At 44.6% G+C, this 13,083-nt stretch carries 14 protein-coding genes; 7 read left to right on the top strand and 7 right to left on the bottom strand.

The genetic code is table 11. From position 1 onward, the window contains the following. Positions 1-7: 7 nt before the first annotated feature. Complete coding sequence (gene hpt / locus HADU_RS12395; protein WP_008306930.1) at positions 8-535, top strand: hypoxanthine phosphoribosyltransferase; 528 nt, start codon at positions 8-10, stop codon at positions 533-535. Positions 536-705: 170 nt separating this feature from the next. Beyond that, positions 706-963 (top strand): GlsB/YeaQ/YmgE family stress response membrane protein, encoded by a 258-nt coding sequence (locus tag HADU_RS12390; RefSeq protein ID WP_004813984.1) that lies wholly within the window; start codon positions 706-708, stop codon positions 961-963. A 135-nt stretch (positions 964-1,098) separates the two neighbouring features. Here HADU_RS12390 and HADU_RS12385 read toward each other — a convergent pair whose 3' ends face one another. Further along, on the bottom strand, positions 1,099-1,800 hold the full coding sequence (locus tag HADU_RS12385; protein WP_008306929.1) for a DsbC family protein: 702 nt from the start codon (positions 1,798-1,800) through the stop codon (positions 1,099-1,101). Between the two features lie 123 nt (positions 1,801-1,923). Continuing rightward, positions 1,924-2,871: a CDF family Co(II)/Ni(II) efflux transporter DmeF gene (gene dmeF, locus HADU_RS12380; protein ID WP_004813988.1), complete on the bottom strand. Its 948-nt coding sequence runs from the start codon at positions 2,869-2,871 to the stop codon at positions 1,924-1,926. A 56-nt stretch (positions 2,872-2,927) separates the two neighbouring features. Here dmeF and HADU_RS12375 point away from each other — a divergent pair, with 56 nt between their 5' ends. Then, entirely contained in the window at positions 2,928-3,194 is a 267-nt protein-coding gene (locus HADU_RS12375) for a metal/formaldehyde-sensitive transcriptional repressor (RefSeq protein ID WP_004813991.1), read from the top strand. Between the two features lie 175 nt (positions 3,195-3,369). Beyond that, complete coding sequence (locus HADU_RS12370) at positions 3,370-4,515, top strand: MFS transporter (RefSeq protein ID WP_034592988.1); 1,146 nt, start codon at positions 3,370-3,372, stop codon at positions 4,513-4,515. 43 nt (positions 4,516-4,558) lie between these two features. On the opposite strand, the gene mnmE is transcribed toward HADU_RS12370, so the two are convergent. The 5 genes from mnmE to rpmH all read right to left on the bottom strand — a co-directional run bounded on the left by mnmE (position 4,559) and on the right by rpmH (position 8,666). Beyond that, entirely contained in the window at positions 4,559-5,917 is a 1,359-nt protein-coding gene (gene mnmE / locus HADU_RS12365) for a tRNA uridine-5-carboxymethylaminomethyl(34) synthesis GTPase MnmE (RefSeq protein WP_034592968.1), read from the bottom strand. Positions 5,918-6,010: 93 nt separating this feature from the next. After that, on the bottom strand, positions 6,011-7,774 hold the full coding sequence (yidC, locus tag HADU_RS12360) for a membrane protein insertase YidC (RefSeq protein WP_004814010.1): 1,764 nt from the start codon (positions 7,772-7,774) through the stop codon (positions 6,011-6,013). 5 nt (positions 7,775-7,779) lie between these two features. Continuing rightward, entirely contained in the window at positions 7,780-8,100 is a 321-nt protein-coding gene (gene yidD, locus HADU_RS15420) for a membrane protein insertion efficiency factor YidD (protein WP_004814012.1), read from the bottom strand. A 9-nt stretch (positions 8,101-8,109) separates the two neighbouring features. After that, positions 8,110-8,502 (bottom strand): ribonuclease P protein component, encoded by a 393-nt coding sequence (rnpA, locus tag HADU_RS12355; RefSeq protein WP_004814013.1) that lies wholly within the window; start codon positions 8,500-8,502, stop codon positions 8,110-8,112. Positions 8,503-8,531: 29 nt separating this feature from the next. Beyond that, a complete protein-coding gene (gene rpmH / locus HADU_RS12350; RefSeq protein WP_000831329.1) occupies positions 8,532-8,666 on the bottom strand; it encodes a 50S ribosomal protein L34 in 135 nt (44 codons plus the stop codon). 661 nt (positions 8,667-9,327) lie between these two features. Between rpmH and dnaA the strand changes: the two genes are divergently transcribed. From dnaA to recF, 3 genes are all read left to right on the top strand, one after another. Beyond that, positions 9,328-10,710 (top strand): chromosomal replication initiator protein DnaA, encoded by a 1,383-nt coding sequence (gene dnaA, locus HADU_RS12345; RefSeq protein ID WP_004814014.1) that lies wholly within the window; start codon positions 9,328-9,330, stop codon positions 10,708-10,710. Between the two features lie 109 nt (positions 10,711-10,819). Then, the gene (gene dnaN / locus HADU_RS12340; protein WP_008306875.1) at positions 10,820-11,968 is read left to right on the top strand and encodes a DNA polymerase III subunit beta; all 1,149 of its coding nucleotides are present in this window, start codon (positions 10,820-10,822) and stop codon (positions 11,966-11,968) included. 27 nt (positions 11,969-11,995) lie between these two features. Next, the gene (recF, locus tag HADU_RS12335; protein ID WP_008306874.1) at positions 11,996-13,078 is read left to right on the top strand and encodes a DNA replication/repair protein RecF; all 1,083 of its coding nucleotides are present in this window, start codon (positions 11,996-11,998) and stop codon (positions 13,076-13,078) included. The last annotated feature ends 5 nt before the right edge of the window (positions 13,079-13,083 follow it).

The following is a 13,083-nucleotide window of genomic DNA, read 5'->3' as shown; positions in this document are numbered from 1 at the left end:
TCTACCCATGACCGTTCAAATGAGCGTAATGATTTCCGCTGAAGAAATTCAAGCTAAAGTCAAAGAGCTTGGTGCTCAAATCGATGCACACTATGCCCATAGTGACAAAGAACTTGTGCTCATCGGTTTGTTACGTGGTTCAGTGATTTTTATGGCCGATTTATGTCGTGTGATTTCAAAACCACATGAACTGGATTTCATGACTGTGTCCAGTTATGGTGGTGGCACGGTATCGTCACGTGATGTAAAAATCCTGAAAGATTTAGACGGTGAAATCCGTGGTAAAGATGTACTGGTGGTAGAAGACATCATCGATTCCGGCAATACGCTGAGCAAAGTTCTGGAAATTCTGCAAACCCGTAACCCAAACTCGATTCAGCTCTGTACCTTGGTCAGCAAACCTTCACGCCGTGAAATTAATCTGGATGTGCAGTTCCTTGGCTTTGAAGTCGAAGACAAGTTTATTGTCGGTTACGGTCTGGACTATGACCAGAAGTACCGCCATTTGCCTTTTATTGGTGAAATTGGTCTTTAAGAGATCCAACTTTAAAAAGTGGCGATAGCCACTTTTTTTATGTCTGCTTCACATGAACAAAAAGCTAACATTCCGTTTCAGGACTTCGCTAGATTGAAGACTTGACTTATCCGATGATGATTTCTGAACATGACTTAAAAACAAAGACATGATAAGAAAGGAGCATACATATGTGGTCACTTATAGTTGCAATTGTTATTGGTTTTATCGCAGGTTTAATTGCGCGTGCAATCCATCCTGGAGATGACAAGGCAGGCTTTATTATGACAACCCTACTGGGGATTGCCGGTTCATTACTTGCGACCTATGGCGGTCGTATGCTAGGTCTTTATGAGGAAGGTTCAGCAGCAGGCTTTATTGCTTCGGTGATTGGTGCCATTATCATTCTGTTTATCTACAACATGGTCACCAAACGCAGAACTGTCTAAATATTTAATTGAATAATTTCTGTTTTGCATTGAAAAAAGCACCCTGTCGGGTGCTTTTTTATTGCTAGCTTTTTCAAGATTCAATTCAAAGCTTCTGCTCTCGATATACTTCAGATGACCAAGCAAAAGTTAAGATTAAAGACCGAGTTCTGTCAGAATCTTTTCAATCTGTTCAGCCGGATAGGCACCCATGACTTTAAAACCATTCGAGAAAATAATTGCTGGGGTACCTTGAATATTTAGGGATTTAGCCAAGGCCAAGTTGCGTTCTACCGGATTAGCGCAGCGATTGCCAGATTTAGGCTGAATACCTTTACTAATCAGATCCTCCCAGGCCTGAGCCGGATTTTTTTCACAATAAATCTGTCGTGAAGGGGCTATAGATTGCGCTTTCAGTGGCAGAACAAAAGTGTAAAGGGTTACGTCATTAAGCTTTTTAAGTTCTAGTTCAAGCTGTTTGCAATAGGGGCAATTGGGGTCAGAAAAAATCGCCAACTGACGCTTGCCAGTGCCTCGTACTGTTTTCAATGCATCCTGTAAAGGCAGCTTTTTCCAGTCGATACTGTTCTGTTTCAGCACCAGATCCCGGGTAAGATTTTGCTTATCGGCAAGGCGAATCATAGACCCACCGATGAGATGCTTGGCATCCTCGTTCAGGTAAACCACTTGTCCATCCATAGAACCACTATAGATCCCTTTCATTTCAGTAGTCTGAAGATTTTCAATCTTCAGGTCTGGGCTATGTTTGGCCAGGTTAGCTTTGACTGTATTGATATCGGCAAAGCTAAGGCTCGTAGCCAATACCGTCATGGCCAGCAGTAGGATAGGTTTCAGCATGAATCTCCTGCTCATGTCAGAGTAAAGTAGTGCTGATTCTATGCGTTTCATGCAGAAAAATCAGATAATTTATGTACTATCACGGTTCAATATTCTTGATGTTTCACGTGGAACATAAACTGCTCATGAAATAGAGGTAACCGGATTAATCTCTACAGAAATATGCACGATTTCTTCATGAATAGAAATCGCTTCACGGACCTGATCAGGGCTTAAATCTAGCGTAGTCTCCAGCGCCACAAAACAGGCAAACTTGCCTTTCCCAACGCGGGAAACATGCAGGTCAGAAAGTTTTACTAAAGGACCAAATTCCGCGACAACTTCCCGGATTTCATCTACCACCGGTGCATCCATATCGGCATCCAGCAGGGTTTTGGCAGTCTGTTTCAATAAACCAATAGACCAGCGTGCGACCAGAACTGAGCCAACAATCCCGAGCACAGCATCCAGAATATCCCAGCCGAAATACTTACCGGCAAGCAGGGCTATGATGGCAAAGACTGAAGTCAGGGCATCTGCTACTACATGCATAAATGCTGCCTGATGATTCAGGTCATGCTGATGGTCAGAATGGCTAGGATGATGCTCATGATCGTGGTGATGCCCATGAGCATGTTCATGTCCACCATCATGCAGCAACCAGGCACAGATCAGATTAATAAATAAACCTAAAATCGCAATAGGAATAGCTTCATTATAGTGAATCTCTACCGGAGCAAACAGGCGTTCAATCGAATGAAAAGCCATAAAGCCCGCAATCACCAATAGCATGATGGCACTACTATAACCTGCCAGAATTTCAATACGCCAAGTCCCCATATTAAAGCGAGGATCATCGGCATAATGACGTGCTGCTTTGTAGGCGGCAAAGGCAAGTCCCAAGGCCAGGACATGGGAACTCATATGCCAGCCATCTGCCAGCAAGGCCATGGATTGAAAGACCCAGCCACCCATAATCTCAAATACCATCATCACGGCAGTCAGGATTGTGGCGAGCAGTATTTTCTTCTGTGCCAGTGGATTGCCTTGATCAAACTGATGGTTGTGCTGTGGAGCGGTATTGTTTTGCATTCGAGTGGTCTTATTTATATACTCCCCCTTAGTATATTTATTTTTGGAGACTTGTGGTGAGTCATTTGCATGAAGATAAAAAAATATTAAATCGTGTACGGCGTTTAAAAGGTCAGATTCATGCGGTGGAAGCCTCACTGACACAACAAGAACCTAGCTGTATTGATGTGCTACAACAGGTCGCTGCCATTAAGGGGGCGGTGAATGGTCTGATGAATGAACTGATTGAGGAGCACCTTAGAGAGCATGTAATCAAAGATCCAGAAGCTGTCAATGAACAGGATCTTCAGGAATTTTTAAAATTGCTCAAGCGTTATGGCTAATTTTTTCTGCTGAATATTTTTGTTTTGTTTACAGCAAGATAATTGACCGCTTTTTCATCTAACCGATACACTGCTTTCCATTCAAATTTTTATTCAACATCATTTTTCTGGAAGCGTGATGTTGAACTTCTATGGCAGCAGCATGACAATAAATACCACATGGCGACCATTCGCCATGGTCAGCCTTACATTGATTATGGGAACTATCGGCACGGCACTGGCCAGCCCGCTTTACCCTATTTATCAACAGGTTTGGCATCTATCTCCAAGCCAGATTACTTATATTTTTGTCGCCTATATGTTTGGCTGTCTAGGCTCTCTGTTGTTTCTGGGACGAACCAGTAACAGTATTGGTTTTTTAAGAACCTTACAAATCGGCTTGGTATTTATCAGTCTAGGCTTAATCATTTCCATCTTTGCAGACAATGCACTGATTTTATCAGTGGGGCGTTTCATTATCGGGATTGCCTCAGGTCTCATGACCACTTCTGCCATGATTGGCATGATGCAAACCATTCCAGAGAGTCATAAGCAGTTTGCGCCGCAACTGGTATCGATTCTGACTGCGGTTGGCTTTGGTCTGGGTCCGTTGGTCGGCGGAATCATTGCGCAGTTTTCTCAGACGCCACTGATTACTCCATATCTGCCTATTATTTGGGGGGCAGTACTGTGTTTTATTGGCTTGTTCTGGTTAAAAGTGCCAGCATTTGAACGTCAGCCCTTTAGTATTGCACCGAAATTACTGCGTCCTGAGCCTCAATATCATGCTTTGTTTATGATCGTGGGTTTGACCGCATTTTGTGCCTTTGCTGCCTTTAGTTTATTTGCCTCACTGTCGCCCTCTTTTCTGCAGGATATTCTGCCTTGGCATGGGCCTCTAGTCAGTGGTACCGCCATCACCTGCATTTTGTTGATTTCTGCCATGGTGCAGTTCTTTGCTAAAGCGGTTGCTGCAAAGAAATGTCTGAATATTGGCTTGATCATTATGTTTGCGAGTCTGATAAGTCTTGCACTGTGTATGCTCCTCAAAACGAGCATCTTATTTTTTGTCAGTGATATTCTGTTTGGAATTGGACATGGTTTTGCCCTGATGGGTGCCTTTGGCGTGATTCATGCAATCACAACTTTACAGAATCGGGCCGCAGTCATGTCGACCTATCTGTTTATGGGTTATTTAGGCACAATTGTGCCGATTATTGCAGTGGGTTATCTGGCCGATCATTTTGGCTTGGGTTTTGCTGTCATCAGCTTCTGTGCGGTGATTAGTATTTTATGTGTAATTCTCTGGGTATCACATCAGAAACTGTGTGTAAAAGGCTGATATAAAAAACCCTCTATGGAGGGCTTTTTATATATCTTGAAGATTATTTTCCAATACAGAACGACCCAAAGATCTTGCCCAACAGGTCATCCGCACTAAAGTCACCGGTGATCTCACCTAGAGCATTCTGTGCCAGACGCAAGGATTCTGCCACTAACTCACCTGCGTTATATACTACCAGTTGTTCACGAGCTTCAGCCAGATACACCTGGGTACGCTTCATTGCGTCTAAATGACGAGTACGGGCAATAAAGGTATCTTCTTCAGGCTGGAAGCCTGCATGCGCTGTAATCGCATCTATGAGCGCTTGTACACCGGTTTCCTGCTTGGCTGAGACAGTGATATGACGGAAACCCTGAAAATCATCGATGATAGCTTCGGCATCGGTCAAATCTGCTTTATTACCAATCAGCATCAGGCGTTTCGGTTCAATATGTTCAGCAAAATATTCCTGTGCCAGTTGTAATGGATCATCACCCTGACTCAGGTCATAGACCAGCAACAGCAGATCCGCCTGTTCAATTTCCTTGATTGCACGACGAATCCCTTCTTTTTCCACGATATCACCCGTTTCACGCAGACCGGCAGTATCAGTCAGGGTAATTGGCAAACCATTTAAGGTAATTTTCTCATGCAAAACGTCACGTGTCGTACCCGCAATATCGGTCACAATGGCGCGTTCAATCCCGGCCAAAGCATTCAGCAAGGACGATTTACCGGCATTAGGTTTACCGGCAATGACCACCTGCAAACCTTCACGTAGAAGCTGGCCCTGACGCGCAGATTGCTGTACTTGAGTGATTGCACTGGATACGCCATCCAGCAGATTTAGGATCTTGCCATCCGCCAGAAAATCAATTTCTTCTTCCGGGAAATCAATTGCCGCTTCTACATGCAGACGCAAATGAATCAGCTGCTCAAGTACGGCATTCACCTTGGTCGAAAATGCGCCTTGCAGAGAACGTACTGCCGAACGTGCAGCCGCTTGCGATGTCGCATCAATCAGGTCAGCAATGGCTTCAGCCTGGACCAGATCCAGCTTGCCATTTTCAAAGGCACGCATGGAGAATTCACCCGCTTTGGCTGCTATTGCCCCAAGTTCCAGCAAACGTGCCAGCAGGGCATTCTGAATCACTGGACCACCATGGCCTTGCAATTCAACCACATCTTCGCCCGTGAAAGAATTTGGATTCGGAAAGCAGATCGCTAAACCTTCATCCATGACTTCACCTGCCGCATCATAGAACTGGCGAAAACCGGCAAATCGGGCTTTAGGCAATTCTTTTCGAGTTAGCGCCTGGGCAATTGCATAAGATTTTGGACCAGACAGACGAATCACCCCAACGCCGCCACGCCCCGGTGGTGTCGCAATCGCAGCAATCGTAGTGGTTGGGTTGAGCATAAAATTCACCTGCAGAAGAACAAAAAGTACAGCCAAAAAAAATCCGCCTAAGATTACCATCTTAAGCGGATTTATTCAGCCCGTCAGTTCAACTTAGTTGACTGGCTTTGCCTCATCACGTTGTGCACGATCTTTGGCAACAGACTTGTTGATCAAGCTTTGCTGCAGGATGGTAATCAGGTTGTTGACAATCCAGTACAGCACCAGACCAGCCGGGAAGAACAGTAAGAATACTGTAAAGATCACTGGCATGATCTTGAACACTTTCGCCTGCATTGGATCAGTCGGTTGTGGGTTCAACGACTGCTGGATATACATGGTTGCACCCATCAGCAATGGCAGGATGAACCAAGGATCCATTGAAGATAAATCCTGAATCCACAGCATCCATGGTGCATGACGCAGTTCCACAGATTCCATCAGTACCCAGTACAATGCCAGGAAGATTGGCATTTGCAGCAAGAGCGGTAAACAGCCGGCAAGTGGATTTACCTGCTCGCGTTTGTACAGTGCCATCATCTCTTGAGAGAAGCGCATACGGTCTTCACCGAACTCTTCTTTCATACGCTGCATTTCTGGCGCAATCACACGCATTTTCGCCATAGAGCGGTAACTCTTCGACGACAATGGCCACAGGATCAGTTTTACCAGAATAGTCAACAGAATGATCGCCCAGCCCCAGTTACCTACCAGGCCATGGAAAAATTCCAGACCAACAAATAGTAGTTTGGCAATCGGCCATAACCAGCCATAATCTACAGTCTGGTTCAGACCTGTTGCCAGATCTTTGAGCTCTGACTGGATTTTTGGACCAGAATAGAAGGTCGCATCAATTTCAGCCACAGTACCGGCAGGTACATTGAAGGTCGGAGAGGTAAAGCCAATGATATTCATGTTATCAGTTGACTTACGTGATTCCAGCTTCGCCGTATAGGCCTCGCCATTGCCCTGTGTCAGTTTCAGGTTACCTGGTACCCATGCACTGACAAAGTAGTGCTGCACCATCGCAACCCAGCCGCCTTTGGCTTCAGTGCTGAGTTTTTCTTCAACAAAGTTGTCAAATTTCAACTTGTTGTAATGCTCATCCGGGGTACCCCAAGCGCCACCTAAGAAAGTACCTAAAGTAAAGATACCTTGATCAGATTTGCCTGGATCCTCAGAATTGTCACGCTTGATCTGGCCAAACATTTGACCTTGCCAAGCCTGTCCACTGCGGTTGATAACCTTGTGGTTCACGACAACTGGATATTCACCTTCAGTAAAATTGAAGGTTTTGATGACTTCTACACCATCTGCCGTCTTGAATACCATTGGTACAGACAGAACTTTTACATTCTCGCCATCTTTATTTTTGACTGCCTTGGCATCTGCCAGGGTATAAGCAGTTTTTTCTAGCTCATAGCTTGGACGGCCATTACGGCTGCTGTCCGGTCCATTTAGACCAATTAAACCTGACTGCGCGACATAAGTACGTTTCGCATCGCTTTCCAGCATGACGAAAGGTTCATCGCTGTCTTTGTTTTTGTCATGATTGAGTAATTCAACACGAACAATATCACCACCTTTAGGATTAATCCAAAGATGATAAAGGTCAGTTTGTACTGAAATAAGCTGCTGACTTACAGGTGCTGTAGCATCCGTGGCTTGCTGCGCTGGAACATTTGCTTGTGGCACATCAGAAGCGGCGGTAGCCGTCTGAGCATTTGGCAAATCTGCTGACACTTCTTGCGACACAACTGCAGTTTCCTGCTGAGGTTGAGTTTCCGCATTTCCATAATCTTTTTGCCACGCCAAAATGAGCAAATATGCGACAACAAACATAGCCCCGAGAATTGCAATCCTGGCCCATTGTTGCATATGTATTACCCCAAGTGGTGAGAGTGATTTTGGTTCAATAAACGATCACGAAAGGGTACAGCAACGTGAAGCGTTTGAGAATCTATTTGCTGAAATGAAATAAAACGAATCGCTTTCGGAGGAACAGGATCGTATCCTGAGCCACCCCACGGATGACAACGGCAAATACGTTTAGTAGCCAGCCACACACCACGCACAGCTCCATGTGTATGGACTGCTTCCAAGGAATATTGAGAACATGTTGGAAGATAACGACAGCGTGGTCCAAGTAAAGGACTAATCGCAATCTGATAGAAACGTATTAACCAATGCAGTAAACGTACCATTGGCCATCTCTACTTTTGTGGGGAGGGAGCTATTTTTATATGCTTTTTGGCAAGACGGTTGAGTTTCTGCCAAGCAAATTGTAGTTGCTGGTGCAATTCTGCATTCGGGACTGTATCAATACCAGCTTTTGGCATCACCACAATATCCAGATCGCTGAGCTGCTGTTGATGCAGGCGAAAACTTTCGCGAGCAAGACGTTTTACTCGATTTCGTTCATGCGCACGGCGCACTTTTTTCTTGGCAACAACTAAACCCAAACGGCTATTTGGCAGTTCGGACGGTTTTGCAAGAAATAAGAAATGGGGTTGATGCACTTTTAAAAGCGCACCATCAAAGACACCTTTATAATCGGCAGCACAGCGTAATCGTAACTCTGTGCCAAAACCATAAAGTGTTGTCATATCACCCAAAGTCGGCGAAGCCTAACTGATTAAACAGTTAAGCTGTGACGACCTTTTGCACGACGGCGAGCTAGAACTTGACGACCAGCTTTAGTAGCCATACGAGCACGGAAACCATGAACGCGTTTACGCTTTAATTCAGATGGTTGGAATGTACGTTTCATGTCGAAACTCCAAAAATGATCTTTCTATGAAGGTCCGCGATTTTAGTGCTCATTGCTTGAGCTGTCAATGCAAAAGCATATTTCTTTTCAAATTAGTCTAGGGATTGGCTTGCCTGATACTTTTCAAATTGTGTAGTCAAAGAGTGAATAAAATAGTTAACCACAATATAAATAATTGTTTTAATGTTATATTTTAGTTATTAACATCTATATCAACAGATTTATCCACAATACTATACACAATTCAAATTTAGATTCTCGTTTTGAATTTAAATTTAAACCGGGTGTTGGTTATCCACAGAAAGTCCGGATCTTATAAATAAATTCAAATTTATAAATTTAAATTTATTACTATTAGGGAGCTGTTTTTCTGTGGAAAATGCATTTTTAATTTTAATAAACATAATCTTATATTGTGGATAAAACTGTTTCTATAATTTTTATACTTTGTGGATAACTTTATGCTATATTTTATCCACAGCTTGCGGATAAACTTATCCACACTAGTTTTTAAATTTAAATTTATGCATGAAAAGCGCTTTTTTGAACGATTTATGCTGAATATTTCATGACAGATGTGGATAACTTGGTTAGAATGGCGACCCGCTTTTAGGTGCGGCAATGGCTTTTGAATAAACAATGGAATGAATAGGGGATTCACATGCTTTGGACAGACTGCTTAAATCGCTTGCGACAAGAGCTCTCTGGAAATGTCTTTACAATGTGGATACGCCCACTGGTTGCAGAGGAACTGGACGATACCCTTCGTCTTTATGCACCGAACCCTTACTGGACGCGTTACATTCAAGAACATCATCTGGAGCTGATCTCGATTCTGGCAGAACAGTTATCTGAAGGCCGGATCCGTAAAGTTGAAATTCTGGTGGATTCCCGACCTGGTGCGATTTTATCTGCCAGTGAACAGCCAGCGACCACCACGGCTGCTTTAGAAACACAGCCAATGAGTACGCCTGCGCCTCGCCTACGTAAAGAAAAAGAAGAATCGGTTAAAAATAGCCGCAAGCGTCAGCTAAATCCCTTATTCACTTTTTCTCTATTTGTGGAAGGCCGCTCGAATCAGATGGCCGCAGAAACCTGCCGTAAGGTTTTGACCCAGCTCGGTGCATCTCAACATAACCCATTATTTTTGTATGGCCCGACCGGTCTGGGTAAAACCCACTTGATGCAGGCAGTAGGGAATGCATTATTGCAAGCCAAACCGAATGCCCGCGTGATGTATATGACCGCAGAAAGCTTTGTGCAGGACTTTGTCAGCTCGCTGCAGCAGGGCAAGGTTGAAGAATTCAAGAAAAACTGTCGTTCTCTGGATTTATTACTGGTCGATGATATTCATTTATTGGCGGGTAAAGAGGCTAGTCTGGTTGAGTTTTTCTATACTTTTAACGCACTGTTGGATGAATCGAAACAGATCATCTTGACCTCGGATCGTTATCCGAAAGAATTGACGGAGCTGGATCCACGTCTGGTTTCACGTTTCTCATGGGGTTTGTCGGTAGGGGTTGAACCGCCCGATATTGAAACCCGTATTGAAATTTTACTTAAAAAAGCCGAAAGCAATGAAGTTGACCTGCCACGTAACTGCGCACTGTTTATCGCACAACAAGTGGTCGCCAATGTGCGTGAGCTTGAAGGTGCATTAAATAAAGTGGTGGCGATTTCCCGCTTTAAAGGCACACCGATTGATCTGGATGTAGTGCGTGAATCCTTAAAAGATGTTTTGGCGATTCGCGCCCGCACCATTAGTACTGAAAATATTCAGCGTGTGGTCAGTGAATATTTCCGTATTCCGCTGAAAGAACTGGTCGGTCCGAAACGTACCCGTATTTATGCACGTCCGCGTCAGCTTGCAATGGGTCTGGCACGTGAATTGACCGGAGACAGTTTCCCGGAAATTGGCATGGCATTTGGTGGTCGTGACCACAGTACCGTGATGCACGCCTGTGAAAAAGTATTGAGTCTGCGTGAGGAAGATCCGATCTTCAACGAGGACTATAAAAACCTGCAGCGCCTGCTGCAAAGCTAAGCCAAAACGCTCAAATTCTGCGCTTGCTATGCGGCTTTTTTTGCCGCATAGTACAGTGCTAAATAATTAACTTTTCCATATTAATCTTCAGTTTTCAGAGGAATGTACCGTGCGTTTAAAAATCGCGAAAGAGAGCTTACTGAATGTTCTATCACATGTCGTAGGAGCGGTTGAACGTCGCCATACCTTAAACATTCTGTCTAACCTGAAAATTCAAGTGACAGCTCAAGCATTAACGGTGACTGGTTCAGATCTTGAGGTAGAACTGGTAGCAAGTATGCCTCTGAATGAAGGTGCATGTTTGCAAGCCGGTGAAACCACGGTTCCTGCACGTAAGCTGGTTGATATCTGTAAATCTTTGCCATCAGCTGCGTTGGTAGATCTGCAAATTACTGAAGATCAGCGCTGTATTTTGAAGTCTGGAAACAGCCGTTTTGTGCTCGGTACCTTGCCTGCTGAAGACTATCCATTGCTGTCGACTGAAAACAGTCAGGGCACCCAGGTAACTGTGACCCAGCGTGAACTAAAACGCCTGTTTGAAAAAACTGCGTTTGCGATGGCGGTACAGGATGTACGTTTCTACCTGACCGGTACATTACTGGAAATTGATGCTAACCAATTGCGTGCAGTGACTACGGATGGTCACCGTCTGGCGCTGTGTGAAACAGCTGCGCAATCGACTGCAGCTCAGCCAATCCAGGCGATTGTGCCACGTAAGGCAGTAGGTGAATTACAGCGTTTACTTAGTGTTGAAGATGATCAGTTATCATTGCTGATTGGTCGTGAATTGCTAAATGTAACTATCACTGTTGCAAACCGTGATAAGGAGCAGGGGGATACTACAGTACGTTTCACCACCAAATTGATTGATGGTAAATTCCCTGACTATCGCCGTGTGATTCCACGTGGTGGTGACAAGCACGTGATCATCGCACATGACGTATTTAAGCAATCTCTGCAACGTGTTGCGATTTTGAGTAATGAGAAACTTCGTGGTGTATTCCTGAACTTTAATGCGGATTCACTGCAACTGCGTGCCAATAACCCGGAGCAGGATGAAGCGATTGAAGATCTGGCCATTCAGTATGCGGATGCACCCATGGAAATGTCTTTCAATGCGCAATATTTGCTAGAAGTCTTGGGTGTGCTGGACGGTGATGATGTCTCCATGAGCATGACCGAAGCAAACCAGTCGGTGTTGGTTCAGGATCCTGCACATACTGATCAAACTTATGTGGTCATGCCGATGCGCGTTTAAGCGGCAGCATCCAGGCACAAGCTAATCATGCATATTACGCGTCTGCATATAGAGCGTGTACGAAATTTAAAAACGGTTGCTCTCCAGGGATTGCAGCCGTTTAACGTTTTTTATGGCCAGAATGGTTCAGGCAAGACCTCTATTCTGGAAGCCATTCACCTGTTGGCCACAGGGCGTTCTTTTCGTACCCATATTCCTAAAAATTACATTCAGCACAGTGCTGCGGATGCGATCGTGTTTGCCCAGTCTGATGCTGAAAAAGTCGGTATGCAGAAAATGGCCAGTGGTGAGCAGTTGATCAAGGTAAATGGTGATCTGGTGGCGACCCAGGGGCAGCTGGCCAAGCTGCTACCTTTGCAGCTGATTGATCCACAAAGCACCGATATTATCGATCATGGTGCCAAGCCACGCCGACAGTTATTGGACTGGTTAATGTTCCACGTGGAACCAGAGTTCTATCATGCCTGGCAATATTATTCGCGTGCCTTGAAGCAGCGCAACAGCTTGCTAAAGTCCAGGCGCTATCTCAGTCTGTCAGAGCTGGAGCCGTGGAACCATATGCTCAGTCAATATGGTGAGATTCTGCATTCACAACGGGTCGGTATTGTCGAGCAATGGAAAGTTTTCTTTGAGGAAGACCTGAAACATTTGCTGCCAGATCTCACGATTAGCCTGGATTATAGCCCTGGCTTTCATGCTGAAACTGGCCTGCTCAATGACCTGACCAATCATCATGAGCGGGACGTTGAAAGACGCTATACAGAATACGGCCCACATCGCGCAGATTTGCGCCTGAAGACCCCTCTGGGAGATGCAGATGTGATCCTGTCTCGTGGACAGAAAAAGCTGCTGCTGATGGCGTTAAAACTGTCTCAAATTGCAATGCTACATTCTTGTAATAAGGAAACTGTGGTATTATTAGATGATCTGACAGCAGAATTAGATTTAACCGCCCAACAACGTTTAATTGAGCGATTGAGCCAACTTGGTAGTCAAGTTTTTATTACCACTTTAGACCACGAATCAGTACAAAAGCATTTACATGATTTGTCTATCTCATATCAGTTATTCAATGTTGAAAACGGTATCGTTCAGGTTGTTGTGCAATAGTATTT

This window comes from Acinetobacter sp. HA (genome assembly GCF_000264725.1).
Classification (GTDB): domain Bacteria; phylum Pseudomonadota; class Gammaproteobacteria; order Pseudomonadales; family Moraxellaceae; genus Acinetobacter; species Acinetobacter schindleri.
The sequence above is the reverse complement of the archived record's forward strand: the minus strand, read 5'-3'. Positions and strand labels throughout refer to the sequence as shown.